At 66.5% G+C, this 24,354-nt stretch carries 23 protein-coding genes; 15 read left to right on the forward strand and 8 right to left on the reverse strand.

The features are described from left to right. Positions 1-34: 34 nt before the first annotated feature. Positions 35-2,197 carry an ATP-dependent DNA helicase RecG gene (gene recG / locus AiwAL_RS05725; protein WP_262312285.1) on the reverse strand — a complete coding sequence of 721 codons (2,163 nt, stop codon included), beginning with the start codon at positions 2,195-2,197 and terminating at the stop codon, positions 35-37. Here recG and AiwAL_RS05730 point away from each other — a divergent pair. The 3 genes from AiwAL_RS05730 (at position 2,132) to AiwAL_RS05740 (ending at position 6,396) form a co-directional block, all read left to right on the forward strand. Next, positions 2,132-2,428, forward strand: coding sequence for a succinate dehydrogenase assembly factor 2 (locus AiwAL_RS05730; protein WP_235702837.1), 297 nt, complete (start codon positions 2,132-2,134; stop codon positions 2,426-2,428). The two genes, recG and AiwAL_RS05730, sit on opposite strands and share 66 nt — an antisense overlap. Beyond that, positions 2,425-5,859: a transcription-repair coupling factor gene (gene mfd / locus AiwAL_RS05735; protein WP_262312286.1), complete on the forward strand. Its 3,435-nt coding sequence runs from the start codon at positions 2,425-2,427 to the stop codon at positions 5,857-5,859. The genes AiwAL_RS05730 and mfd overlap by 4 nt, the downstream gene beginning before the upstream one ends. Positions 5,860-5,976: 117 nt before the next feature. Beyond that, positions 5,977-6,396 carry a DUF4168 domain-containing protein gene (locus AiwAL_RS05740; protein WP_262312287.1) on the forward strand — a complete coding sequence of 140 codons (420 nt, stop codon included), beginning with the start codon at positions 5,977-5,979 and terminating at the stop codon, positions 6,394-6,396. 45 nt (positions 6,397-6,441) lie between these two features. Here AiwAL_RS05740 and AiwAL_RS05745 read toward each other — a convergent pair whose 3' ends face one another. Further along, positions 6,442-6,786 carry a YbjQ family protein gene (locus AiwAL_RS05745; RefSeq protein ID WP_235702834.1) on the reverse strand — a complete coding sequence of 115 codons (345 nt, stop codon included), beginning with the start codon at positions 6,784-6,786 and terminating at the stop codon, positions 6,442-6,444. Positions 6,787-7,460: 674 nt separating this feature from the next. Between AiwAL_RS05745 and AiwAL_RS05750 the strand changes: the two genes are divergently transcribed. Then, positions 7,461-7,799: a helix-turn-helix domain-containing protein gene (locus AiwAL_RS05750; RefSeq protein ID WP_262312288.1), complete on the forward strand. Its 339-nt coding sequence runs from the start codon at positions 7,461-7,463 to the stop codon at positions 7,797-7,799. A gap of 450 nt (positions 7,800-8,249) precedes the next feature. Then, the gene (locus tag AiwAL_RS05755) at positions 8,250-8,651 is read left to right on the forward strand and encodes an ester cyclase (RefSeq protein WP_235702831.1); all 402 of its coding nucleotides are present in this window, start codon (positions 8,250-8,252) and stop codon (positions 8,649-8,651) included. Positions 8,652-8,670: 19 nt separating this feature from the next. Here the strand turns inward: AiwAL_RS05755 and AiwAL_RS05760 are convergent, their stop codons facing one another. After that, on the reverse strand, positions 8,671-9,321 hold the full coding sequence (locus AiwAL_RS05760; RefSeq protein WP_262312289.1) for an MAPEG family protein: 651 nt from the start codon (positions 9,319-9,321) through the stop codon (positions 8,671-8,673). A 103-nt stretch (positions 9,322-9,424) separates the two neighbouring features. Then, positions 9,425-10,024, reverse strand: coding sequence for a PadR family transcriptional regulator (locus tag AiwAL_RS05765; protein ID WP_235702829.1), 600 nt, complete (start codon positions 10,022-10,024; stop codon positions 9,425-9,427). A 160-nt stretch (positions 10,025-10,184) separates the two neighbouring features. On the opposite strand from AiwAL_RS05765, the gene AiwAL_RS05770 reads away from it, so the two are divergent. Continuing rightward, positions 10,185-11,129 carry an N-formylglutamate amidohydrolase gene (locus tag AiwAL_RS05770; protein WP_262312317.1) on the forward strand — a complete coding sequence of 315 codons (945 nt, stop codon included), beginning with the start codon at positions 10,185-10,187 and terminating at the stop codon, positions 11,127-11,129. 53 nt (positions 11,130-11,182) lie between these two features. Here AiwAL_RS05770 and rnhA read toward each other — a convergent pair whose 3' ends face one another. Next, on the reverse strand, positions 11,183-11,683 hold the full coding sequence (gene rnhA / locus AiwAL_RS05775; RefSeq protein WP_262312290.1) for a ribonuclease HI: 501 nt from the start codon (positions 11,681-11,683) through the stop codon (positions 11,183-11,185). Further along, on the reverse strand, positions 11,673-12,632 hold the full coding sequence (locus AiwAL_RS05780; protein WP_235702827.1) for a homoserine kinase: 960 nt from the start codon (positions 12,630-12,632) through the stop codon (positions 11,673-11,675). Before AiwAL_RS05780 ends, rnhA begins: the two co-directional genes overlap by 11 nt. Positions 12,633-12,715: 83 nt before the next feature. Between AiwAL_RS05780 and AiwAL_RS05785 the strand changes: the two genes are divergently transcribed. From AiwAL_RS05785 to AiwAL_RS05795, 3 genes are read left to right on the forward strand one after another with little or no spacing between them, the layout of a single operon-like run. Then, positions 12,716-13,231, forward strand: a complete 516-nt coding sequence (locus AiwAL_RS05785; RefSeq protein ID WP_235702826.1) for a hypothetical protein — start codon at positions 12,716-12,718, stop codon at positions 13,229-13,231. Between the two features lie 2 nt (positions 13,232-13,233). Beyond that, entirely contained in the window at positions 13,234-13,989 is a 756-nt protein-coding gene (locus AiwAL_RS05790; protein WP_262312291.1) for a class I SAM-dependent methyltransferase, read from the forward strand. Next, positions 13,986-14,750, forward strand: coding sequence for an SDR family oxidoreductase (locus AiwAL_RS05795; RefSeq protein ID WP_235702824.1), 765 nt, complete (start codon positions 13,986-13,988; stop codon positions 14,748-14,750). The genes AiwAL_RS05790 and AiwAL_RS05795 overlap by 4 nt, the downstream gene beginning before the upstream one ends. Here the strand turns inward: AiwAL_RS05795 and AiwAL_RS05800 are convergent. After that, positions 14,737-15,114, reverse strand: a complete 378-nt coding sequence (locus tag AiwAL_RS05800; RefSeq protein WP_262312292.1) for a hypothetical protein — start codon at positions 15,112-15,114, stop codon at positions 14,737-14,739. The two genes, AiwAL_RS05795 and AiwAL_RS05800, sit on opposite strands and share 14 nt — an antisense overlap. A 46-nt stretch (positions 15,115-15,160) precedes the next feature. On the opposite strand from AiwAL_RS05800, the gene AiwAL_RS05805 reads away from it, so the two are divergent. The 6 genes from AiwAL_RS05805 to AiwAL_RS05830 all read left to right on the forward strand — a co-directional run bounded on the left by AiwAL_RS05805 (position 15,161) and on the right by AiwAL_RS05830 (position 23,069). Then, entirely contained in the window at positions 15,161-17,389 is a 2,229-nt protein-coding gene (locus tag AiwAL_RS05805) for a glycosyltransferase (protein WP_262312293.1), read from the forward strand. Positions 17,390-17,427: 38 nt separating this feature from the next. Next, entirely contained in the window at positions 17,428-18,024 is a 597-nt protein-coding gene (locus AiwAL_RS05810) for a nucleotide exchange factor GrpE (RefSeq protein WP_235702821.1), read from the forward strand. A gap of 194 nt (positions 18,025-18,218) precedes the next feature. Then, positions 18,219-20,150, forward strand: coding sequence for a molecular chaperone DnaK (gene dnaK / locus AiwAL_RS05815; protein WP_235702820.1), 1,932 nt, complete (start codon positions 18,219-18,221; stop codon positions 20,148-20,150). 151 nt (positions 20,151-20,301) lie between these two features. Further along, positions 20,302-21,441 (forward strand): molecular chaperone DnaJ, encoded by a 1,140-nt coding sequence (gene dnaJ, locus AiwAL_RS05820; protein WP_235702819.1) that lies wholly within the window; start codon positions 20,302-20,304, stop codon positions 21,439-21,441. Positions 21,442-21,673: 232 nt separating this feature from the next. Then, positions 21,674-22,198 carry a glycine zipper family protein gene (locus tag AiwAL_RS05825; RefSeq protein ID WP_235702818.1) on the forward strand — a complete coding sequence of 175 codons (525 nt, stop codon included), beginning with the start codon at positions 21,674-21,676 and terminating at the stop codon, positions 22,196-22,198. Positions 22,199-22,241: 43 nt separating this feature from the next. Continuing rightward, on the forward strand, positions 22,242-23,069 hold the full coding sequence (locus tag AiwAL_RS05830) for an energy transducer TonB (protein ID WP_262312294.1): 828 nt from the start codon (positions 22,242-22,244) through the stop codon (positions 23,067-23,069). Positions 23,070-23,122: 53 nt separating this feature from the next. Here AiwAL_RS05830 and AiwAL_RS05835 read toward each other — a convergent pair whose 3' ends face one another. Further along, positions 23,123-24,328: a CaiB/BaiF CoA-transferase family protein gene (locus AiwAL_RS05835; protein ID WP_262312295.1), complete on the reverse strand. Its 1,206-nt coding sequence runs from the start codon at positions 24,326-24,328 to the stop codon at positions 23,123-23,125. Between the last annotated feature and the right edge of the window lie 26 nt (positions 24,329-24,354).

Below are 24,354 nucleotides of genomic sequence, written 5' to 3' on the forward strand. Positions count from 1 at the left end.
GGGCGGAGCCCCTGCGAAACCGGCGAGACCATCGTCAGCCAGCCGCCAGGGCGCGGATGGCGCGGGCCTGATCGAACAGGCGGAGCAGGGTTCGGGCGGCCTGACCGCGCGGCGTTGTCAGGGTCGGGTCGGAGTCGAGCAGCATGGCGGCGTCCTTATGGGCCATGGAGATGAGATCGGAATCGCGTTCGGCGTCGGCGAGGCGGTAGCCGGGCAGGCCGGATTGTCTGGCGCCCAGAACGTCACCGCCGCCGCGGAGGCGGAAATCTTCGTCGGCGATGCGGAAACCGTCTTCGGTTTCGCGCAAGATGGCAAGGCGCTTGCGGGCGGTTCTGGTGAGATCCGCATCGTGCAGCAGCAGGCAGTAGCTTGCCGCCGCACCGCGTCCGACCCGCCCGCGCAACTGGTGAAGCTGAGCGAGGCCGAAGCGTTCGGCGTGTTCGATCACCATGACATTGGCTTCTGGCACATCGACTCCGACTTCGATGACCGTGGTGGAGACCAGGATGTCGGTCTTGCCCGAAGCGAAGCCGGCCAGGGCGGCGGCGCGGATGTCTATGGGTTGACGGCCGTGGGCCAAGGCGACGCGGGTGGAAAAACGCTCGGCGAGTGCTGCGAATCGCAATTCGGCGGCGGCGATGTCGAGCATTTCGCTTTCCGACACCAGCGGGCAGACCCAGTAGACCCGCCCGCCGCGCGCGATCATCCGCGCGATCGCGTCGGTGATATCGGCCATCTTGTCGAGCGGGTGCAGGGTGGTGCGGATCGGTGTGCGGCCGGCGGGTTTTTCGGCGATCCGGCTGACGGTCATTTCGCCCCAGTGCGAGAGGAGGAGGGTGCGGGGGATCGGCGTCGCGGTCATCACCAGCATGTCGGTGGCCTCGCCCTTGGCGCCGAGGGCGAAGCGCTGTTCGACGCCGAAGCGGTGCTGTTCGTCGATGACGGCGAGGCCGAGATCGTGGAATTCGACCGATTTCTGAAAGATCGAATGGGTGCCGATGATGATGGGAATCGCGCCGTCGGCGAGCCCGGCGAGGATTTTGCGCCGTTCGGCGGTCTTCAATGAGCCGGTGAGCAGGGCGACCGGAACCGGGCAGAGTTTCGAAAGCGTGGCGTGGTGCTGGCGTGCCAGCAATTCGGTGGGGGCGAGCAGGGCGGCCTGTGCGCCGGCTTCCACCACCCGAAGCATCGCGAGGGCCGCAACGAGTGTTTTGCCGGAGCCGACATCGCCCTGCAGCAGGCGCAGCATCCGGTGCGGCGCGGCGAGATCGGCGTCGATTTCCGCCAGGGCCGCCGCTTGGGCGTTGGTGGGCGGAAATCCGAAGCGGGCAAGGGCGGCCGCCCGTAAATGTCCCTTGCCGGTGAAGGCGCGGCCGGGACGCTTGCGGCTGCGGCTGCGGATCAGGGCGAACGCGATCTGGCGCGCCAGCAATTCGTCATAAGCGAGGCGTCGCGCCGGTTTGTCGTCAGGAATGGCGGCGGGGGCGTGCAGCGCGCGCAACGCGTCGCCAAAGCCGGGCCAATGGCGCTGGCGCAGGACGGACGGGTTTTGCCATTCCGGCAGATCGGGCAGGCGGGCGAGCGCGGCTGCCATCGCGCGGGCGACCACGCGCGGATAGAGCCCGGCGGTGAGGCGCCAGACCGGCTCGATCATCGGCAGCGCGGCTTCCTGCATGACGGGAACCACGTAATCGGGGTGCGGCAGGGTAATCCGGTCGGCGTAGCGTTCGACCTTGCCGGAGATGAGCAGTTTCGCGCCGACCGGGAATTGCACGAGGCGGCCGGGATGGAACAGCACGACCTCGCCGAAGCCGCTGGAATCGCGGATGACGACCCGGTGCGGCTGGGATTTGCGTGACGGCGCCTCGTGGCCGACCACTTCGACGGTGAAGGTGCCGATGCTGCCCGGTTTGGCGTCGCGGAGCAGAAACCGCTCGCGCCGGTCGATAAAGTGTTCCGGGAGATGAAACAGCAGGTCGCGGAGCGTATCGCCGCCCACCGCGCGGGCGAGCAGGGCGGCGAGCCGTGGCCCGATGCCGGGCAGGCTGGTCAGAGGCGCGCGCAGCGAATCGATGGATTCGGGGGTCACGGGCTGACAGTGGCGCGGCCTCGCTCTATATCGCAACCCATCATGAATGCTGACTCGAACGACGCGCTTCCGCTCCGCCACCGCCGGCTGCTGTATCGGGCCACCCATCGGGGGACATACGAGAACGATCTGATGATCGGCGGGTTCGCGCATAAGCATATCGCGACGATGGACGATGCCATGCTCGACGCGTTCGAGGCGGTGATGGAACACCCGGATACCGAGCTGGCCGACTGGCTGACCGGACGGTTGCCGATCCCCGATCATGCAGACAGTCCGATGCTGCGCGAGATCAAGGAACAGGCCGCCGAGGTCGCGCAGGGCAAGCAGGGACGATGAGTCTGCTGAGTGTCTACGGCGCGCCTGAAGGGTTCGACGCCGCCCTGATCGCCCGCCGCGCCGCCGAGGCGGGGTCGGTCCTGCATATCGCGCGCGACGATGCAAGGCTGGCGCGATTGGCCGATGCGCTGGGGTTTTTCGCGCCGGACGCCGAGATCGTGACATTCCCGGCCTGGGATTGCCTGCCCTATGACCGGGTGTCGCCGAACCCGGCGATCATGGCGGAGCGGGTCGCGTCCCTGGCCCGGCTGCTGGAACCCGCGCTATGCCAGCGCATCATTCTGACCACGGTGAACGCGGCGGTGCAGCGCACCCCGCCGCGCGGGCAGTTCAAAAACGCGAGCCTCGCCATCGCGCCGGGCGGGACGATCGCGCCGGACGCGCTGGCGCGATTTCTCGAAGCCCATGGCTATCACCGGGTCGGCACGGTGATGGAGCCGGGCGATTTCGCGATCAGGGGCGGGATCGTCGATGTCTGGCCGGCGGGCGAGGCCGCGCCGACTCGGATGGATCTGTTCGGCGACCAGGTGGAGAGCCTGCGCCGGTTCGATCCGGGCACCCAGCGCAGCGGGGCTTCGGTGGCGGCGCTGATCTTCCGCCCGGCGTCGGAAATTCCGCTCGATGCCGACTCGGTCAGCCGGTTTCGCGGCGCGTTCCGCGAGATGTTCGGCGCCGATTCGGTACGCGACCCGCTCTACGAGGCGATTTCCGACCATCGGCGCCAGCCGGGCATGGAGCATTACGCACCGTTGTTCTGCGGCGAAATGGAGACGATTTTCGACTACGCGCCGGCCGCCGCCGTGAGCCTCGATCATCAGGCGGAGGACGCGGCTTCGGCGCGGTTCGAGATGATCGCCGACCATTACCAGGCGCGCCGCGCGCCGCCGCGCGCGGGAGATTTGCCGTATCGGCCGATCGCGCCCGAACTGCTTTATCTCGACCGCAACAGCTTCGCCGCGATCCTTGTCCAGCGGCAGGCGACCGGGTTTTCGCCGTTCGCCAAGCCGGATGGTGCTGCCGGCGTCGAGGCCGGCGGCCGGCCCGGCGCGATCCTGGCGCAGGGACCGGCGGGCGCTTCGGTGTTCGACGAATTCCGCCTGCTCGCCGCGCGCTGGCGCGAGGCGGGGCGCCGCGTGGTGCTCGCCGCCTGGAGTGCGGGCTCGCGCGACCGGCTGGCGGCGCTGCTGCGCGACCACGGGATGCGCTCGATCCCGATCGACAACGCGCGGGAGGCTCGGATTGCCAAGGGCGATGCCGTGTTGCTGGCGGTGCTCGGGCTGGAACGGGGTTTCGTCGCGGACGATCTCGCGATTGTGGCCGAGCAGGATCTGCTGGGCGCGCGGATCGCCAGGCCGCCGCGCAAACGCCAGCGAGCCGATCAGTTCATCGCCGATGCCACCGAGATCGCCGAGGGCGATCTGGTGGTGCATCAGGATCACGGCATCGGCCGGTATGACGGGCTGGTGACGCTGAGTGTCGATAGTGCGCCGCATGATTGCCTGCGGCTTCTGTATGATGGCGGCGACAAATTGTTCCTCCCGGTCGAGAATATCGACCTTCTATCCCGCTTCGGCACCGAGACCGCCGGGGTGGGGCTGGACAAGCTCGGCGGCGCATCGTGGCAGGCGCGGAAAGCCCGCGCGAAAAACCGTATCCGCGACATGGCGGCGGGGCTGATTCGCATCGCCGCCGAGCGCAAGCTGCACGATGCGCCCCTGCTCGCCGCCGAGGAGGGCAGTTTCGCCGAGTTCTGCGCCCGTTTCCCCTATACCGAGACCGAGGATCAGGCGCGCGCGATCGGCGACGTGCTGGAGGATCTGGCCGTCGGCAAGCCGATGGACCGGCTGGTGTGCGGCGATGTCGGCTTCGGCAAGACCGAGGTGGCGCTGCGCGCCGCCTTCGTCGCCGCGATGGCGGGAACCCAGGTTGCCGTGGTGGTGCCGACCACGCTGCTCGCGCGCCAGCATTTCCGGCTGTTTTCCGAGCGGTTTGCCGGGCTGCCGATCAAGGTGGCACAATTGTCGAGGCTCGTTACCGCCAAGGATGCGACCAGGGTGAAGGCCGGGCTGGCCGATGGCAGCGTCAATATCGTGGTCGGCACCCATGCGCTGCTCGCCAAATCCATCGCCTTCGCCGATCTCGCGCTGCTGATCGTCGATGAGGAGCAGCATTTCGGCGTGGCGCACAAGGAGCGGCTGAAGCAGCTCAAGGCCGATGTCCATGTGCTGACCCTCACCGCGACGCCGATTCCGCGCACCTTGCAACTCGCTTTGACCGGCGTGCGGGATTTGTCGCTGATCACCACCCCGCCGGTCGACCGGCTGGCGGTGCGCACATTCATCATGCCATGGGATGCGCTGGTGATCCGCGAGGCGATCGCGCGCGAGCGGTTCCGCGGCGGCCAGTTGTTCTGCGTCGTGCCGCATATCGACGATATCGACCGGATGCGCGAGCGGCTTGCCGAAATCGCACCCGATCTGCGCTGCGCGGTCGCGCATGGGCGGCTGGCGCCGACCGAGATCGAGCGGGTGATGACCGAGTTCAGCGAGGGGCGCCATGACGTTCTGCTGGCGACCAACATCGTCGAATCCGGGCTCGACATGCCCTCGGTGAACACGATCCTGATCTGGCGGGCGGATCTGTTCGGACTCGGGCAGTTGTATCAGTTGCGCGGGAGGGTCGGGCGCGGCAAGCAGCGCGGCTACGCCTATCTGACCTGGCCGCCCGCGCATCGGCTTGCCGCTTCGGCCGAGAAGCGGCTGGAGGTGATGCAGACGCTGGATACGCTGGGCGCCGGATTTACCCTGGCCTCGCACGATCTCGATCTGCGCGGCGCGGGAAACCTGTTGGGCGACGAGCAATCGGGCCATATCCGCGAGGTCGGCATCGAGCTGTATCAGCAGATGCTGGAGGATGCGGTCGCCGATCTGCGTGCGGCGGCGGGCAAGGAAGCGCGCGAAGCGGCGCGCGACTGGACGCCGAATATCAGCCTCGGTCTGCCGGTGCTGATCCCCGAGACCTATGTGGCGGACCTGCCGGTGCGGCTGGGGCTGTACCGGCGGATCGGCGCGCTCGGCACCGATGCCGAAAGCGAGGCCCTGGCGGCCGAACTGGTCGATCGGTTCGGCCCGATGCCGGAAGAGGTGGAAAATCTGCTCGCCACGGTGTCGCTCAAGCGCGCCTGCCGCGATACCGGGGTGGAAAAACTGGAGGCCGGGCCGAAGGGCATGGTGATCGGCTTCCGGGGCAACAGTTTCGCCAATCCGGGCGGGCTGATCGCCTGGCTCGCGACCAGGGCCGGCGTGCTGCGGCTGCGCCCGGACCACAGACTGGTTCTGGCGCGCGAGATGGACGTGAATGCGCGGCTTGCGGCGGCGCGCGATATCATATCTAATTTACAACGAATAATCGGGCAGGCGAAAGCAGCATAATTTCGGTTTCGTCATTGCGCTGCGATGACCGAATTGACATTTGCATCGTGCGGCACGGTCCTCATCTGTCCGTGATGAAGGCGTCCCGCACCGGGTCGTCCCATCAAGCGAGGTTTCATGATGGCACACCGCACGAGAACCCTTCCGTTTGCAGCGCTCGCTGCCGGATTGATCGCAACCCCGATGCTGGCCGGCACCGCCCTGGCGCAGATGACGGCGCCGGCGGCACCGCAGCCCCGGCAATCGACCGGGATGATGCCGGCGCACCCGCTGTCCCACGCGACGATCGCCAAGGCCGGCCATGCGCTGCGCAAGGTCGTTGCGATCAACAAGATGTATGGCGACAAGCTGGCCAAGACGACCGATCCGGCGGCGAAGCAGCAACTGGTCGCGACCGCGAAGCAGAAGGCGATGGGCGCGATCACCCGCCAGGGCCTGACCGTCGGACAGTATGATCAGGTGCTCGCCTCGGCCGAGCAGAATCCGGCGATGCGTCAGCAATTGCTCAGCGCGGCCGGGATTTCCGCGAAGAACTGATTGCTTCGCTTCGCTCGCAATGACGTTGCGATAGCGTTATAGGCGTTATTGGATCGGCTGCAGGATGACCGCCGTGCCATAGGCGGTCACCTCGTTCATCGCCTGACCCTGGCCGGCGTCGAACTCGCCGGAATCGAAGCGCATTCCGACCACCGCGTTGGCGCCGAGCGAGGCGGCATGGGCTTTCAGCGTCTCGATCGCCTCGTCGCGGGTCCGGTTGACCATGGCGACATAACCGCCTTGCGAGCCTCCGAAAATGGCGCGGATACCACCCAGCATGTTGCCGACGATGGTTCGGCTGCGGATCGAGGTGCCGTAGACCGGCCCGATCACACGGGTGACGCGCGCGCCCGCGACTTCGTTGACGGTGACGACGAGGATATCGGCCATGCGGGCGGGGTCCGTTTTTCTGGAAAGAGAGCAGAGACGCCCGACATAGCATCGGCCGCGCGCGATTGCATCGGGTTTGATCGGTTGGTTGTGCCGCGGTTTGAATTTCCGCGACGGGTAGGAAACGGTTCGACTGGTTTTGGTGGAAAGTTTTGAAAAGCCAGCCTTCTCATCATGGCCCGGTCGGGCCGAAATCTGAACGGGTGTTATGGAAAATCAGGAAGCAGGCCTCCCTGAGTCGGGCGATACAGGGACGAGAAAGCAGACAGGCGTTCCCATCTCGTCTGGATAGGAGATCCGCGACCAGCCTTCATGGAATGGATGCGATAGTATCGCTAACGAAGTGGTTTATTTTGCGATACTATCGCTCATGAAGATGATCATTCTGACGCTGAGCGCCGCGAAGGATCTGGACCTCCTCCCGCGCGACGCCCGCGAGCAGGTGGAAGCCGGACTTCATCGCTACGCCATGACCGGTCAGGGAGACGTGAAAGCGCTGCAAGGCCGCGACGGCTACCGGCTGCGCATCGGCAGATGCCGGGTGATCTTCGACGAAGACGCGACCACCATCCTGGCGATCTATATCGGCCGCCGTGCACCACGACCTGTAAGAGGAACTGAAACGATGAGCACTCCGCAAATCATCCGCACCCCCCTCCGGCGAGGAGCTGGTGGTGCTGCCTCGCGCCGAATACGAAGAGTTGCTTGCACGCGCCGACGAGTCCGCCGAGGACGAGGAAGACATCGCGATCTACGACACCCGCAAGGCCGAGTTCGCGGAGGCCGGTGTCGCTACACTGCCGAAGGAGGTGAGTGCCGCGATCTTGCGCGGCGATAGCCGGCTGAAAGCCATCCGGCAGTGGAAGGATATCACGCAACTGCACCTGAGCTTTAAGACCGGAATCAGTCAGGGCTATCTGTCCGATCTCGAAAGCGGCCGCCGAGCCGGCACACCGGAGACGATCGCGAAGCTCGCGGACGCTCTAAGCGTCCCGATCAATTGGCTGTCGTAACCGCCTGGCCACTCCACCGTCACGATCGCCACACGGACGGAAGGGAGGCCCTCGCCGAAAAATCGCCAACGGAACACGGCTCGGCCAGCGACCGAAACAGCGCGTCTTTCAAAACGGCTGGCGATCCGGTCACAGCAAAGCCTCTGGCGCTGCGGGCCTCCGCCGAGGTGTCGGCCCGGCTCGTCATCGTCCACGCCATCTCCCCGGCGGCCGAAGCTTTTTCTATCTTCACCACGGTTTCACCCGACTGCCGGTCGAGACACCCACATTCGCGTTCGACCTCGTCAAATATCAGAAAGTCGCAACATCGACCTGATTTTCCGAAAGTTTTTGATTTTCGGCGCGCGGGGTCAGCGGTTGTCAGTTCGCATTCTGTTCTTTACCGCACCGCTAAAGAGGTGCAGGCTAGGCATGAGTTAAAGGAGGCCATCGATGTCTGAGGAGTCTATCTTGCGCGACCTGTTCGACCGATGGGAGCGCGTTTGGCATGAGGGTAAATACGACCTCGTCCCGAAATGCGTCGGGTCGCACTACATCCGGCACGACGAAGCCGGTGACCGGACGGTGACACGCGAGGCCTATGCGGCGGAAATCGCCAAAATTCGAGAGGAGCGGCCCGATATCCGGGTCGTCGTCTATGACCACTCGTTCAAGAGCGACCGGGCATGGTTTCGCTTTGCCTTCAAGTGGACTGACACCAAAACCGGCGAGGCGCGGAGCCGTGCCGGTATGCAGTCCTATCGGATCGAGGGGGGCAAGCTGGTTGAGACCTGGTTGTCGTTGCAGCCGCTAGGCTCGGCATGGACAGATACGGCGCAGGTGCATTGGACGAGTCCGCCGCATAAGTCTTGAGATATGCACGATGCCCCAGCTAGGGGGGATCGGCGGACCGCAAAGGTCGTGTCGCCCTGAACAAAAAAGCCTCAATCGCTAAAAACCCCACGACTGGGACAGCCGCCCCGACAAAGCCGCCAACTTCATAACCGATCCGGCTGGCCACATAGAGCAGGACAATCATGCTGAGCGCCATCCCCGGCGCACCCAAGCCCCGCATTGCGGCGCTCCGATGATAGCCGATCCAAAAGGCGGCACGCGCCAGTATCCAAACAACGGTGGTCGCTAGCACGCCGCGCATCGCGGAGCCGTCCGGGGAATAGGCTGCGAGACCAAAAAGCGCGGCCATAAACACAAGGATTTGCTCCAATGTGTTTTGCAGATAGCGTTGATTGACTCGCAGTCTCCACGTCTCAAATCCGGAAAGCGGATCAAACGCGGGCGAAGACAGCCGCTCATGAGCCACGGCCTCTACGCCCGTCACGAGGCAAAACAGAACCGCAAGGCAGCAGCATTTGAGCGTAAAAAGCATCCTGCTGCCCAAGCTATCCATGCCCGGCAACGGCGACACGAGATAAGCAATTGCCAGCCAAAGCAGGAGCGCGACTGGCATAGCCACCGCGATGGCAATCATGCCAGCGCGGCGCTGGCGTATAAATGCGCCTTTCTCTGATTCTGCATCATTCATACCCGCAACCTATAGCATACCGAGGCGGCTGGTAACACTTGCAGAATTCTTGAAAACCGGAAATTCAAATCGAGACACTGCCGACCGGTTTTAAGCCGGCGCTTTACAATTCCTCGATCGTACGGGCCGCCTGGTCCAGCGCGTCGGCGATCCGGCGCGCCGTCTCCGGCGAAATCCCCGCCGCCAGCTTCAGCCCCAGCGCGGTCCGCAGATTCTTCATCGCCCGGATCACCGGCAGCGCCGGTTCCCGCACCTGCGCGGCGGCGATCCGCGCCAGAATCGCCTCGACCGTGCTCCGGTTCGCCGCCAGTTCCTCGGAACCCGCCTCGGTGATGCTGAAACTCTTGCGGCTGCCCTCGACCTCGCTGGTCACCAGCCCAAGCTCTTCGAGCAGCGTGAGCGTCGGGTAGATCACGCCGGGGCTGGGCGCATAGGCGCCGCCCGCCAGCTCCTCGATCGCCTTGATGATCTCGTAGCCGTGGCGCGGCTTTTCCGCGATCAGATGCAGCACCAGCATCCTGAGATCGCCATGGTCCAGCCAGCGCCGCAGCCGCCCGCCCAGTCCGAACCGTCCATACCGCTCCGCGCCGTGCAAGGGGTGGTTATGGCGGCCGAAGGCGAAGCGCCGGCCGCCGCAGCCGTTCGAATAGGCGCCGCGATAATAGTCGTCATGGATCGCGCGCAGCCGTTCAAAGAGGTCCATTTGTGTCTGTCTCCGTCATTCAGATATTATTTAGATATATCTAAACTCAGTCGAAATCAAACGAAATCGACGCGCTCCCGTCCCGGTCATCCGGCGGCGCGGCGCCGCGCATCATTGACCGCGCGCGGTTGCATCGGTTTTATGGTAGTCACCAATGACCATGGATGTGAGCGCGTCAGGTTTGCCGGAAATCGCCGCCGCACGGGACGCGCCCGATGTCGCGCCCTGTGCGTTCACCCTGCTGCGCCCGCTGCGCCAGAGCGCGCCGGTCGTCGTCGCCTCGCCGCATTCCGGCCGGGACTACGATGCCGGATTTCTCGCCGCTTCCCGGCTCGATGCGCTGGCGCTGCGCAAGAGCGAGGACAGTTTCGTCGATGATTTATGCGCCGCCGCCCCCGAGCACGGCGTGCCGCTGCTCGCGGCCAGGTTTCCGCGCGCCTTCTGCGATGTCAATCGCGAGGCGTGGGAACTCGATCCCGCCATGTTCGAGGATTCGCTGCCCGATCATGTCAACAGCGCGAGCGCGCGGGTGGTGGCCGGGCTCGGCACCATCGCCCGCGTGGTCGCCTCCGGCGAGCCGATCTATCGCCGCAAGCTGCGCTTCGCCGAGGCGCGGGCGCGGATCGAAACCTGCTGGCTGCCGTATCACGCGGCACTCGCGGCGTTGATCGCCGAGACCCGCGCGGCATTCGGCGCCTGCCTGCTGCTCGATGTCCATTCGATGCCAAGTCAATCGGGGCCAAGTCAATCGGGGCCAAGTCAATCGGGGCCGGGGCCAGGTCCGTCTCGCGGCGGCAGAGGCCCGGATATCGTGCTGGGCGACGCCCATGGCGCGGCCTGCGCGCGGCCGGTCGTGCACTTCGTCGAGGCGGCGCTGCGCGGCGAGGGTTTCGTGGTCCGGCGCAACGACCCCTATGCCGGCGGCTATGTCACCCGCCATTACGGCAGGCCGCGCGAGCGGGTGCATGTGCTGCAGATCGAGATCGCCAAGCAACTCTACATGGATGAACGGACGGTGGCGCCGAATGGCGGGTTTGCCGAGGTGCGGGCGTGTCTCGGCCGGATGATCGGGCTGGTCGCCGACACGGCGGCGCGGCTGGTTTAGAGCGTGATGACTTTCAGTCGATCACGCTCTACTCTTTGTTTGGGCGAGCAATTTCATGACTTTGCGGATCGCTGCGCGATTCCACTTAAAGCCATATTGCTCTGGGGGGTCAGCGCCTCGCGGGCCTTGGTCGCCAGAATATCGGCCCGTTCGTTCATGACGTCGCCGGCATGGCCGCGCACCCAGAGCCATTCGATCTCGTGCGGTTTCGCGGCGGCGAGGACGCGCTGCCAGAGGTCGTAATTGGCGACTGGATCGCCCTTCGCGTTGCGCCAGTTGCGCCGCACCCAGCCGGAATGCCAGCGCGTGATGCCGTTGCGGAGATATTCGCTGTCGGTGTGCAGGCGCACGCGGCAGGGGCGTTTCAGCGCTTCGAGCGCTTCGGCCGCGGCGGTGAGCTCCATGCGATTGTTGGTGGTATTTTGTGCAGCACCGGACAGCTCGCGCTCGCGATCGCCGAAGCGCAGCAGCGCGGCCCAGCCGCCGGGGCCGGGATTCGGCCGGCAGCCGCCATCGGTCCAGATGTCGACGATGGCGCGGTCTTCAGAGTCCATAGTCACCCTCCGAGCGGGCCTGGGCGTGAAAGCGCAGCCGGCGCCAATAGGCGAGCGGGTCCTTACGCGTCACCAGCGCGCCGTCCGGCGTATTGATCCAGTCATAGAGGCGGGTGAGCAGGAAGCGGATCGCGGCACCCTGGCAGAGAACCGGCAGGGTGGCGCGTTCGGCTTCGGCGAGCGGGCGGACCGATTGGTAGCCGCGCAGCAGGGCGCGGGATTTGGTGATGTTGAAGCTGAAGTCGTTTTCGAAACACCAGGCGTTGAGGCAGACCGCGATGTCGTAGGCGTAGAGATCGGTCGCGGCGAAATAGAAATCGATCAGGCCGGAGATCTTGCCGTCGAGAAAGAACACGTTGTCGGGGAACAGATCGGCGTGGATATGACCGCGCGGCAGATTGTCCGGCCAGGCGGCGAGAATCGCGTCGAGCGACGCATCGAGCGCCGCGCCGAGCCCGGCCTGCACCGTGTCGGCGCTGCCGGCGCAGCGGGCGAACAAGGGCCGCCAGCCCTCGGGGCCGAGCGCATTGGCGCGGGTCGGGGCGTAATCGGCGCCGGCAAGGTGCAGGCGGGCCAGGGCTTCGCCGAGCGGCGCGCAATGCGCGACCGCCGGGCGGCGCGGCCAGATTCCGGGCAGGAAGGTGGTGATCGCGGCGATTTTCCCGGCGAGCTTGTTGAGATTGGCGCCGTCGCGCGCGCGCACCGGCAGCGGGCAGGGCAGGGATTTCGCCGCCAGATGCTCCATCAGCCCGAGAAACCAGGGCAGATCGGCGGGATCGACGCGTTTTTCGTAGAGGGTGAGGATGAAATCGCCATCCGTGGTGCGGAGCGAGAAATTGCTGTTCTCCACCCCCTCGGCGATGCCGCGAAACGCGACCAGCCGGCCGATCTCGTAGAGCTCCAGGAATTCCGCCAGCGCGTCGTCGGTAACCTCGGTATAAACTGCCATGGAGGCCGGAGATGACCGATCGCGGTTTTGATGGCAAGGGAGGGTTTCGATGCCCGACTTCGATAATCGACAAGGAGACGCCTGTGACCCGATCCGCCCGAATCGCAATTCTGCTGGCTCCGATCGGGCTCGCCGCCTGCGCCGGAAGCAAGGCGCCGACCCTGTATTGCCCGCAGGTCGCGGTATTGCAGCAGGCGAGCCACCTGGTGCGCGCGAAAGGGGATGCCGATGATGTCGCGGCGCGGGTCATCGATGCGCGGATCACCGGGGTCGCCGGTGCCTGCGCCAAGACCGGAAAGGCGACGGAGCGCGTGACGTTCCGCATCGGCTTCGCCGCGACCAACGGCCCGGCCTCGACCTTGACCGAGCAGACCCTGCCCTATTTCGTCGCGATCACCGAGGGCGACCGGATCATCGCGAAGAAAGTCTATCCGGTGAATTTCGATTTCAGGAACGGCGCGGATCAGGCGGTGGCGACGACCAGGCCGATCCGGCTGAGCTTCCCGCGCGCGCCGCGCAGCGCACATCAGCAGGTGCTGGTCGGATTCCAGATGAGCGAGGCCGAGCTGAACAGCGTGCTGGGCGCGGCGGCGCGCTGACCATGAGCGAGGCGGCACCGCGGGTCGAGGTGATGCCGTTTCATGCGGGTGCCGAGTATGTCGACTGCCTGTCCAAGCTGCATGCGGCACTCGAACCGGCGCGGTATCTCGAGATCGGGGTGTGGAAGGGCGAATCGCTGGCGCGGGCGCGGGCGGCGTCGATCGCCGTCGATCCGAATTTCCAGCAGCCGGAATTCGACGTGCTTTCCGGCAAGCCCGAATGCCATTTCTTCCAGTGCGAGAGCGATGGGTTTTTCGCCAGGCACGATCCGGTCGCGATTCTCGGCGGTCCGGTCGATCTCGCGTTTCTCGACGGGATGCACCGGTTCGAGTTCCTGCTGCGCGACTTCGCCAATACCGAGCGGGTATGCCATCCGCGCAGCGTGATCGTGCTGCATGACTGCCTGCCGGTCGACCCGCGCATCACCAATCGCGATCAGGCGGAGCAGTTCCGCGCCGAGGCGGTGGTGCCGGGCTGGTGGGCCGGGGATGTGTGGAAATTGCCGGTGCTGCTCAAGCGCCACCGCCCCGATCTGACGATGATCGCGTTCGACGCGCCGCCCACCGGGCTGATCCTGATTGCCCGGCTCGACCCGGCCAGCCGCAGCCTGAACGAGCGCTACGCGGCGATGGTGGAGAGCATGATGACGGCCGATCTCGCCGATTTCGGCACTGCCCGGCTGTTCGATGAGCTGGCGCCGCGCTCCACCGCGCTGCTCGACGATCCGGCGGCGTTGCGCGCGGCATTGTTCGGATGAGCGGGGCGATGGAGGGTGCGGCGCTCATCACCGGCGGGGCGAAACGCATCGGGGCGGCGATCGTGCGCGCGGTCGCGGCGACCGGCAGGGTTGTGGTGATCCATTATCGCACCGCTTCGGTCGAGGCCGGGGCGCTCGCCGCCGAGATCGCGGCGGGAGGGGGTGTCGCGCACATCATCGATGCCGATCTCGCCGATCCGCACGCGGCGGCGGGGTTGATCGCGCGGGCCGAGGCGCTGGCCGGGCCGGTCGCGGTGCTGGTGAACAATGCGTCGCATTTCGTGTTCGATTCGGCGGCGAGCGTGACGGCGGACGGCATCGCGGCGCATATGGCGCCGAACCTGACCGCGCCGGTGCTGCTGGCGCGGGAATTCGCGGCGCGGTGCCGCGAACGGGACGGCGTGATCGTGAATATTCTCGATCAGAAACTCGCCAATCTGAACCCGGATTTTTTCGCCTATACGCTGTCCAAGGCGGCGCTCGCGGCGGCGACCGAAATGCTCGCGATGGCACTGGCGCCGCGCATCCGCGTGTGCGGCGTCGCGCCGGGCCTGACCATGATCGGTCCGAAGCAGAGCGCGGCGCGGTTCGCCCAGGGCCGCGCGACGACGCCGCTGCGGCGCGGCAGCGAGCCCGAGGATATCGCGCGGGCCGTGCGGTTCATCCTGGAGACGCCGTCGGTCACCGGCACCACGCTTCTGGTCGATGCCGGCGAGCATCTGATGCGCCGGCAGCGCGACGTGTCGTTCAGCGGCGCATGAGACGGCGGAGCAGCCTTGCCGCGGGCAGCACGGCCCGCAGGGCGCGCGGGCCGTCGCGCCATTCGAGCGCCAGCGCGAGGCGGGTCAGCCGCTCGGCCTGCGGGCGCAGCGCCGCGATGTCGCGCTCCAGGGCGGCAATGGCGTGGTCGCGCATACTGATCGCGTCGTCTCTGGCGGCGATGTCCTGGTCGCGCGTGGCGATGTCGCGCTCCAGGGCGGCGATGGTGTGGTCGCGCGCGGCCAGTTCGGCGTCCCTGGCGGCGACGAGCGCTTCCCGGTCGGCGATCATCCGGCGCAGCACCGCGTCGATGCCGCGCGGCGATGCACCTTCGATTTTGCCGGATAGGGTTGTGGGGTAATCCATGTGAAATTGCTATCATAAGGTGCAAAACATCATAAAGATACCACTTTTGGTTGATTCGCGCTGCCTGCAGCATCCCGATTTCGCCCATCGGGGTATCGGTCAGCACGTTGCTGCCATGCTTGCGGCCCCGCAGGCGGAAGATTTCGCCGTCACGTTCCTGCTCGATCCGGCATTGCCACCGCTGGCGCCGGATTTCGCGGCGCTATGCGAGGCGGTCACCATGGCGCCGTATGAATTCGCCCGGCATGGCGGCATATTTTTGCAGCCGGCGCCGATGTCGTTCCCGCCGGCGCGGATCGCCGGTCTGCTTGGTGCGGCTTCGGTGCGCGGCGTGGCCGTGGTGCTGGATTTCATCCCATTCGATTGGCCCGATCTGTATTTGCGGGAATCACGGGCGCGGCGCGACTATGCGGCCGGGCTCGCCGCACTGCGGCGCTATGACCGATTTCTGCCGATTTCGGCCGCGACCGAAAAGCGGCTGCACGCGTTGGTCCCGGCGAGCGTGGGGCGGAGCGACGTCACCGGCGTCGCGATGCGCCCTGGGTTGATTCGCGAGAGATCGCTACAGGGCTTCGCCGATCGCGCGGGCATCGTCGTGGTGGCCGGCGACGATCCGCGCAAGAACCCGGAACTCGTGGTGTGCGCGGGGATCGGCGCACCGCTCTTCTTCATCGGGATTCACGATGCGGCGACGCGCGCGCGACTTGCGGCACTGCACGAAGCGGCGGGTGGTTCTGCCGATGCGTTGCGCTTTGCGCCGAGGTTGACCGATGCCGAACTCGCCGGAGTCTATGTGCAAGCGCGGCTGGTGATCGCACCGTCGCGCGCCGAGGGGTTCTCGCTGCCGATCGTCGAGGCGATGGCGCAGGGCACGCCGGTTCTCGCCGCCGCCGAGCCGGCCCAGGCCGAGTTGATCGCCGAGGCGGAGGATCGTTTCGCGCCCGACGACGCCACAGCGCTCGGCCGCCTGGCACGCGCGTTGCTCGCCGACGAGGGCGAATGGCGGAAGGTTCAGGCGCGGCAGGACAAGGTCTGGCGCCGCTTCACCATCGATGAAGTGGCGGCGCGGTTCTGGGAGCCGATCGCAGCCCTTGCCGAGATGCGGCCGCCATTCGTTGCGCGCGGCGCGCGGCCGCGCATCGCGTTCCTGTCGCCACTGCCGCCGACGCCATCCGGCTGCGCCGATCACAGCGCGGCGCTGCTCGCCGAGCTTGCGCGGCGCGCCGAGATCACCGCGTTTTCCGATACGCGCGATCCGATTCTGCCGGGCGGCGTGGGGTTCGGCGGCAGGGCCGATCCGCCGGTCATGCGGTCGCCGAAATTCGACGCGATCATCGCCGTGCTCGGCAATTCTCCGTTTCATGTGACGGAAACGCGGCTGTTGCTGGAATACGGCGCGGCGGCAATCCTGCACGATGCCAGGCTGATCGATCTGTACCGGTCGTGCTTCGGCGAGGGGCGCGCACGCGGGGTCGCCGCGGCGGAGCTTGGCCGGGATGTGACTCAAGCGGAGCTCGAAGCCTGGACCCGCGATCAGGCCGCCATGCCGGTGCGCCTGCTGGGCGAGGTCGCGGATGCCGCATCGCCGCTGATCGTCCATGCGCGGGAGACGCAGCAGTTCATTGCGGCACACCACGGGATTGCTGCGCGCTTCCTGCCTTTCGCGCCGTATCGGCTGCCCGACCCCGCGAGCCTGACGCCGGCGGGGCGCGCGGCGGCGCGGGCACGGCTCGGCACCGGGCCGGAGCCGAGGCTGATCGCAAGCTTTGGGCACATTCATGGCGACAAGGAGCCACAACAGCTTATCGAAGCATTTGCCGCCCTTGGATCGGCGCACGCCAGCCGGTTCGCCATGGTCGGATCGGGGAATCCCACTCTGATCGCGGGGCTGCGCGAGCAGGCCGTATCGCTCGGCATCGATCTCGCGATCGACGCGGATCAGGTGCCGGAGCCGGTCTATCAGGATTATCTCGTGGGCGCCGATGTCGCGGTGCAGCTCCGCCGCGCGCCGCCGGGCAGCATTTCCGGGGCGCTGATGGACGCGATCGCGGCGGGGATTCCCTCGGTCGCGGCCGCGACGCTCGCCGAGGCGATCGAGCCGCCGGGTTATGTGCGGGTGGTGCCCGACGATGCCGATGCCGGAACGATCGCCACGGCGATCGGCCGGGCGCTGGAGCAGGACCGTGCCGGAATTGCGGAGGCGCGGGCGGATTTCCTGGATCGGCGCGGGATGGGCCGCTATGCGTCGTTGCTGATCGAGGCGGTGCTTAGTTGAGACTTGTGCCCGGCGCGAGCCTATCCTAATTCCCCGCCATGACCGACGATACGCTGAAAACCGAACCCGAGATCGCCACCGGAGCCGAAGCCGACGAAGCGGCGCCGGAATCCGAGACCGATCTGCTCGCCGCGGCACAGGAGCGGATCGCGAAACTCGAAGCCGAGACCGCCGAACTGCGCGACAAATGGATTCGCGCGCAGGCGGAGATGGAGAATCTGCGCGCGCGCACCCGCCGCGAGGTAGAGGAGGCGCGGCTCTATGCCGTGCAGAAATTCGCCGGCGACGTGGCCGAGACGGCGGAAAATCTGCGCCGGGGCCTCGAAGCGCTGCCGGCACCCGAGGCCGGCGAGCCGAAGCTGATCGGCAAGCTGCGGGAAGGGTTCGAAGGGGTGGAGCGCAGCTTCCTCGCGATGCTGGAACGCCACGGCATCAAGGCCGAGGAGCCGGCGGGCGCCGCGTTCGACGCCAACAAGCATCAGGCGATGGCCGAGCAGGAAAGTGCGGATGCGCCGCCCGGCACCGTGCTGCAGGCCTGGAGCCGCACCTGGACGCTGAACGGCAGGCTGCTCAAGCCGGCAATGGTGGTGGTCGCCAAGGCGCCGGCGGATAAGCCTCTGGACATCGAAGCATGAAATTAGGGTGTGTACCCAATGGCGGCTCACGCCGCCATTGGGTACACACCCTGAACCCTGCCGCGCTAATTTCGCGAGGCGAAAATCGGACCGGCCCTTGTGCCCAGGGGGTCGGTTCAATACATCTATCACCGTGAAACAAGGGGCCTGCCCGATGCTTCGGGTCCGGCATGCCCGCTGAAAGGAGAGTTTCAATGAGCAAGGTCATCGGTATCGACCTCGGAACCACCAATTCATGCGTCGCGATCATGGAGGGCAAGGATGTCCGCGTGATCGAAAACAGCGAGGGCGCGCGCACCACGCCGTCGATGGTCGCCTTCGCCGATAACGGCGAACGGCTGATCGGCCAGTCGGCCAAGCGGCAGGCGGTCACCAACCCGACCAACACGCTGTATGCGGTCAAGCGCCTGATCGGCCGGCGCTACGACGACCCGACGGTCGAGAAGGACAAGGGGCTGGTGCCCTATGCGATCGTGCGCGGCGACAATGGCGATGCCTGGGTCGAGGCGCGCGGCCAGCGCTATGCGCCATCGCAGGTCAGTTCGTACATCCTGACCAAGATGAAGGAGACCGCCGAGGCGTATCTGGGCGAGACCGTCACCCAGGCTGTGATCACGGTTCCCGCCTACTTCAACGACGCCCAGCGGCAGGCGACGAAGGATGCCGGCAAGATCGCCGGACTCGACGTGCTGCGTATCATCAACGAGCCGACCGCCGCTGCCCTTGCCTATGGCATGGACAAGAAACAGGCCGGCACCGTCGCGGTCTATGACCTTGGTGGCGGCACCTTCGACATTTCGGTGCTCGAACTGGGCGACGGCGTGTTCGAGGTGAAATCGACCAATGGCGATACCTTCCTCGGCGGCGAGGATTTCGACCAGCGGGTGATCGATTATCTGGCGGCGGAATTCCAGCGCGAGCAGGGCATCGACCTGCGCAAGGACAAATTGGCGCTCCAGCGGCTCAAGGAAGCCGCCGAGAAGGCGAAGATCGAACTGTCCTCGTCGAAGGAGACCGAGATCAACCTGCCGTTCATCACCGCCGACGCCTCCGGGCCGAAGCACATGGTGATGAAGCTGACGCGGGCGAAGCTGGAATCCCTGGTCGATGATTTGATCGAGCGCACCCTCGGGCCGTGCCGCGCGGCGCTGAAGGATGCCGGGGTGACGGCGGGCGAGATCGACGAGGTGATCCTGGTCGGCGGTATGACCCGGATGCCCAAGGTGATCGAGGCGGTGAAGCAGTTCTTCGGCCGCGAGCCGGCGCGCAACGTCAACCCGGACGAGGTGGTGGCGATCGGTGCCGCGATCCAGGGCGCGGTGCTCAAGGGCGACGTCAAGGACGTGCTGCTGCTCGACGTGACGCCGCTGTCGCTCGGGATCGAGACGCTGGGCGGCGTGTTCACCCGGCTGATCGACCGCAACACCACGATCCCGACCAAGAAGAGCCAGACCTTCTCGACCGCCGACGACAACCAGACGGCGGTGACCATCAAGGTGTTCCAGGGCGAGCGCGAGATGGCCGCCGACAACAAGATGCTGGGCCAGTTCGACCTGATGGGCCTGCCGGCGGCGCCGCGCGGGGTGCCGCAGATCGAGGTGACGTTCGATATCGACGCGAACGGCATCGTCTCGGTGTCCGCCAAGGATAAGGCGACCGGCAAGGAGCAGCAGATCCGCATCCAGGCCTCGGGGGGCCTGTCGGACACCGATATCGAGCGGATGGTCAAGGACGCCGAGGCGAATGCGGCGGCCGACAAGGCCAAGCGCGAGCTGGTCGATGCCCGCAATCAGGCGGACAGCCTGGTCCATCAGACCGAGAAGACGCTGAAGGAAAGCGAAGGCAAGGTCTCGGCTCAGGACAAGGGCGAGGCCGAAGCCGCGATCGCGGCGGCGCGCTCGGCGCTTGAAGCGGGCGAGATCGAGGCGATCAAGTCGGCGACCGAGCGGCTCACCCAGGTCGCCATGCGGATCGGCGAGGCGATGTACAAGGCACAGGCCGATGCGGGAGCGCAGGCTGGCGGTCCATCGGCCGGCGGTGAGCCGGGCGGCGAGCAGGCCAAACCCGGTGAAAAAGTGGTCGATGCCGAGTTCGAGGAAGTCGACGAGAAGAAGAAATCGGCGTGATCGCGGCGCGTCCGTGATGAATGCCCGGTGTCCTGCCCCTGAAGTTCCCTGCATGAACTTCGGGGATAAGCAGATCACTCGCCGACCTGTATCCCGGACCGTATGCGGTCCGGGATATTCTTGTTTCGACACTTCCCGAGACTGAGCCAGGATGATGGCCAAGACCGATTATTACGACCTGCTCGGCGTGAAGCGCGGCGCCGCGGCGGACGAGTTGAAGAAAGCCTATCGCAAGCTGGCGATGCAATATCACCCGGACCGCAATCCGGGCGACAAGGCCGCCGAGCAGAAATTCAAGGACGTCAACGAAGCTTATGACGTCCTGAAGGACGAGCAGAAGCGCGCTGCCTATGACCGTTTCGGCCACGCCGCGTTCGAAAACGGCGGGCCGGGCTCCGGCGGCGGGTTCGGCGGCTTCGGCTTCGAAGGTGGCATCGGCGATATTTTCGAGCAGATGTTCGGCGAGGCGATGGGCGGGCGGCGTGGCGGCCGATCCGAACGCGGGGGTGCGGATATCCGCGCCGGGGTCGAGATCGAGCTGACCCAGGCCTTCGCCGGAACCAAGGCGGATGTGCGAGTGCCGACGCGGGTTGCGTGCGATGCCTGCAGCGGCACCGGCTCGGCCGACAAGCAGGCGGCGGCGGATACCTGCCCGACCTGTAACGGCGCGGGGCGGGTGCGCGCGCAGCAGGGATTTTTCGTGGTCGAGCGGACCTGTCCCACCTGTGGCGGCGCGGGGCGGAGCATCCGCAATCCGTGCCGGGTGTGCGGCGGCGCCGGCACCGTGCCGCGCGAGCGGACGCTTTCGGTCACGATTCCCGCCGGGGTGGAGGATGGTACGCGCATCCGCCTGTCTGGCGAGGGCGAAGCCGGCGGGCGCGGGGCGCCGCCCGGCGACCTTTACGTGCATGTCGCGATCCGGCCGCATCCGATCTTCCAGCGCGACGGAGCGAATATTTTCTGCCGGGTGCCGCTGCGCATGGCCCAGGCGGCACTGGGCGGCGAAATCGAGGTTCCGGCGATCGACGGCTCGCGGGCGCGGGTGAAAATCCCCGCCGGGACGCAGACCGGCGATCAGTTCAGGCTGCGCAACAAGGGGTTTTCGGTGCTGCGCAGCGCGCAGCGCGGCGACATGTATATCCAGGTCGCGGTGGAGACGCCGCAGAGCCTGACCCGCCGGCAGCGCGAACTGCTCGAGGAGTTCGAGCGCGAGGGCGGCGGCAGCGCCTCCGCCAGCCCGGAGCATGACGGGTTTTTCACCAAGGTGCGGGAGTTTTTCGAGGGGTTGTGACGGGACGATGGCTCGAAACCGTCATGGCGAGCGCAGCGAAGCCATCCAGGGCGGCGGATGGGCTTTTAGATGGATCGCTTCGACGCTTCGCGTCTCGCGATGACAGGTGCGAGCTGCGCGTCTCGCGATGACGGTGTGGGGGTCTGATTTTTACGAAGTATGACAAGGCGTTGCGTTTTGCGGATTTTGCGCCAAACTGCGGTTCATGTTTTCCAGCTCCGGGACTCTCACGATGAAGCCAGTTCTGTCTGTTGCCGCTGCCGGCGCGGTGATCCTCGGCCTTGCCGGGTGCACGGTGGCGCCGCCGACCTCACCCACGGTCGTCGCCATGCCGGGGCAGGGCATACCCTTCAGCCAGTTTCGGCAGGACGACAATTACTGCCGGTATTATGCGTCGCAGCGCACCGGCAATGGCGGACCGGCCTATGCGGCCAGCCAGAATTCGACCAACACCGCGATCGGCGGCACGCTGCTCGGGGCGGCGGCAGGCGCGCTGCTCGGGGCTGCGGGCGGCAATGCCGGCGCGGGGGCGGCGATCGGCGCGGGTTCGGGTCTGCTGCTCGGCAGCGCCGCCGCCGGCGGCAATGCCCAGGGTGCCGCGGATTCGCTGCAGGCGCAGTATAACGTGGCCTATGCGCAATGTATGGTAGGCCATGGCAACAAGATGGAAGGCTATGCGGGTGGTTCCGGGTCTTCCTATGGCTATGGCGCGCCGCCTTACGCGCCGCCCGGCTATTACGCGTATCCGGGTTACTGATCCCACCCCTGCCGCCGGGCGCAACCTTGGCGGCGCGCCGCAGATGCGGCGGCGACGGCGGTACCGGGGGGATGACTGGACGATTCCGCTGCCGGTTTCGCTCGCTCTCCACGCGGCGATCATTCTGCTGCTTCTCTACGCGGTGCACCGGCAGAAGCTGATTCCGCCGATGCCGCAATCCGGCATCGCCGTCGTGTTTCAGAATACCGGCCTGCCCCATAGCGCCTTGCATAACGCGGCACCGAAAGCGGCACGGCGCGGGCCGCCCGAACTGGCGCAGCTTCCGCCACCCCCACCGCCGCCGCCGCGACCGGCCAACCCGCAATCCGAGGTCAATCTCGCCTCGCCCGCGCCGATCCCGTTCAATCTGCCGAAGCAGGCGGTCCCGGCGCCGCCGCCGAAGCACAAAGCTGTGCCGCACCATGCGCCGTCCGCGCCGAAGCAGCGTTTCCTGGTGATGAACGGAATGTCGTTCGGCCGGCATCCGACGACAGTGCTCAACCACGCGCCGGGTGCGCTCAATCTTGCCCCGTCACAGTCGGATCTGCTGCGCCGGGCGCCCGAGCTCACCTTCAAAGGGAATGCAGGGCCGGATTGGGAGAGCGCGTTCAACAAATGGGTGAACGAGCATAAATATTACCCGAAAGCGGCCGCCGAAAACGGCGAGGACGGCAAGGTGACGATCAGCTTCACCGTGCTGCCCGACGGGAAAGTGATCGATCTGCGGCTTCTGCGCAGCTCGGGCGCGCCGCTGCTGGATATGGCGTGGTACGGGCTGTTTCGCGGCGTCCGCGTGCCGCGCTTCCCGCCGGGTTCGACGGCGAAGAGCGAGCGCGTCATCGCGACGATGCATTTTATCCTGATCCGATAGGAATGCCCAAGGATGGATCGCTTGCCTTCGGCTCGCGATGACGTTCTGTCTGTTCAGGAACGCCTGGTGCGGCGGATCGCGCCTTCGGCTTCGAGTGCCGCGATCTCTTCGGGCGAAAACCCGTGTTCGGCGAGGATCGCGTCCTGATCCTGGACGAAGCGCGGCGGCGGTGCGGCCGGGCCGCCCGGCGTGCGGGAGAATTTGATCGGCGTGCCGAGGGTTTTCACCCCGTCGAGATCGGCGACCATGGCGCGATGCGCGGCGTGCGGGCTTTCGAGCGCGGCATCGACCGGCCGGACCGCGCCGGCTGGAACCCCGGCGCGGATCAGGGTGATCGCCAGCGTCGCGCCGTCATGGCTTGCGAGGGCGGATTCGATGGTGGATTTCAGCGCCGCACGGTGGGCGAGCCGGTCGGAATTGGAGACGAAGCGCGGATCGGCGGCAATGTCCGGGCGGTCCAGCAGCGTGCAGAGTTTGCGGAACTGGCCGTCATTGCCGGCGGCGATGAAGATGTCGCAGGTCGCGGTGGCGAAGGTTTCGTAGGGCGCGATATTGGGATGGGCATTGCCGGTGGCAGCCGGGCGCTTGCCGGACAGCAGGTAATTCGCCCCAGCCGGGTGCAGCAGCGCGAGCGCGGTGTCGTGCAGGGTCATGTCGATGAACTGGCCGAGGCCGGAGCGGGCGCGTTCGTGCAACGCCATCAATATGCCGATGGCGGCATAGAGCCCGGTGCCGAGATCGACGATCGGGGCGCCCATGCGGACCGGACCGCTCGAAGGATCGCCGTTGATGGTCATCAGCCCGGTCATCGCCTGCACCACCGCATCGTAGCCGGGCAGGCCGCCGAGCGGGCCGTCGGCGCCGAAGCCGGACACCCGGCAATGGATCAGGCCGGGAAATGTCGCGCTGAGCGTCTCATAGCCGATGCCCCATTTTTCGAGGCTGCCGGGTTTGAAATTCTCGACCAGCACGTCCGCGCCGTCGAGCAGGCGGAGCAGCACCGCGCGGCCGGATTCCTGGGCGAGATCGAGGCTCATCGCCCGCTTGCCGCGATTGGCGCCGAGATAGTAGCTGGCGTCGCGCACACCCTCGCCCCGATCGAGGAAGGGCGGTCCCCATTCGCGCACCTCGTCGCCCTGGGGCGGCTCGATCTTGATCACCTCGGCGCCGTGATCGGCCAGGATCATGGTGCAATACGGGCCGCCGAGAACCCGCGTCAGGTCGATCACCTTGAGGCCGGATAATGCGCGCTGGCTCATGCGATTTTCGTCTCCTGCCGATGTGA

This window comes from Acidiphilium sp. AL (assembly GCF_025499445.1).
Classification (GTDB): domain Bacteria; phylum Pseudomonadota; class Alphaproteobacteria; order Acetobacterales; family Acetobacteraceae; genus Acidiphilium; species Acidiphilium iwatense.

Excerpts from the sequence above, each read along its gene's own strand:
- AiwAL_RS05790 (WP_262312291.1), top strand. The coding sequence starts at position 13,234 with ATGAGCGAGGCGGCACCGCGGGTCGAGGTGATGCCGTTTCATGCGGGT.
- AiwAL_RS05780 (WP_235702827.1), bottom strand. The coding sequence starts at position 12,632 with ATGGCAGTTTATACCGAGGTTACCGACGACGCGCTGGCGGAATTCCTG.
- AiwAL_RS05835 (WP_262312295.1), bottom strand. The coding sequence starts at position 24,328 with ATGAGCCAGCGCGCATTATCCGGCCTCAAGGTGATCGACCTGACGCGG.
- AiwAL_RS05730 (WP_235702837.1), top strand. The coding sequence starts at position 2,132 with ATGAATGCTGACTCGAACGACGCGCTTCCGCTCCGCCACCGCCGGCTG.
- mfd (WP_262312286.1), top strand. The coding sequence starts at position 2,425 with ATGAGTCTGCTGAGTGTCTACGGCGCGCCTGAAGGGTTCGACGCCGCC.
- AiwAL_RS05795 (WP_235702824.1), top strand. The coding sequence starts at position 13,986 with ATGAGCGGGGCGATGGAGGGTGCGGCGCTCATCACCGGCGGGGCGAAA.
- AiwAL_RS05745 (WP_235702834.1), bottom strand. The coding sequence starts at position 6,786 with ATGGCCGATATCCTCGTCGTCACCGTCAACGAAGTCGCGGGCGCGCGC.
- dnaK (WP_235702820.1), top strand. The coding sequence starts at position 18,219 with ATGAGCAAGGTCATCGGTATCGACCTCGGAACCACCAATTCATGCGTC.
- AiwAL_RS05760 (WP_262312289.1), bottom strand. The coding sequence starts at position 9,321 with ATGAATGATGCAGAATCAGAGAAAGGCGCATTTATACGCCAGCGCCGC.
- dnaJ (WP_235702819.1), top strand. The coding sequence starts at position 20,302 with ATGATGGCCAAGACCGATTATTACGACCTGCTCGGCGTGAAGCGCGGC.
- AiwAL_RS05740 (WP_262312287.1), top strand. The coding sequence starts at position 5,977 with ATGATGGCACACCGCACGAGAACCCTTCCGTTTGCAGCGCTCGCTGCC.
- AiwAL_RS05800 (WP_262312292.1), bottom strand. The coding sequence starts at position 15,114 with ATGGATTACCCCACAACCCTATCCGGCAAAATCGAAGGTGCATCGCCG.
- AiwAL_RS05830 (WP_262312294.1), top strand. The coding sequence starts at position 22,242 with ATGCGGCGGCGACGGCGGTACCGGGGGGATGACTGGACGATTCCGCTG.
- AiwAL_RS05825 (WP_235702818.1), top strand. The coding sequence starts at position 21,674 with ATGAAGCCAGTTCTGTCTGTTGCCGCTGCCGGCGCGGTGATCCTCGGC.
- AiwAL_RS05770 (WP_262312317.1), top strand. The coding sequence starts at position 10,185 with ATGGATGTGAGCGCGTCAGGTTTGCCGGAAATCGCCGCCGCACGGGAC.
- recG (WP_262312285.1), bottom strand. The coding sequence starts at position 2,197 with ATGGGTGGCCCGATACAGCAGCCGGCGGTGGCGGAGCGGAAGCGCGTC.
- AiwAL_RS05765 (WP_235702829.1), bottom strand. The coding sequence starts at position 10,024 with ATGGACCTCTTTGAACGGCTGCGCGCGATCCATGACGACTATTATCGC.
- rnhA (WP_262312290.1), bottom strand. The coding sequence starts at position 11,683 with ATGGACTCTGAAGACCGCGCCATCGTCGACATCTGGACCGATGGCGGC.
- AiwAL_RS05810 (WP_235702821.1), top strand. The coding sequence starts at position 17,428 with ATGACCGACGATACGCTGAAAACCGAACCCGAGATCGCCACCGGAGCC.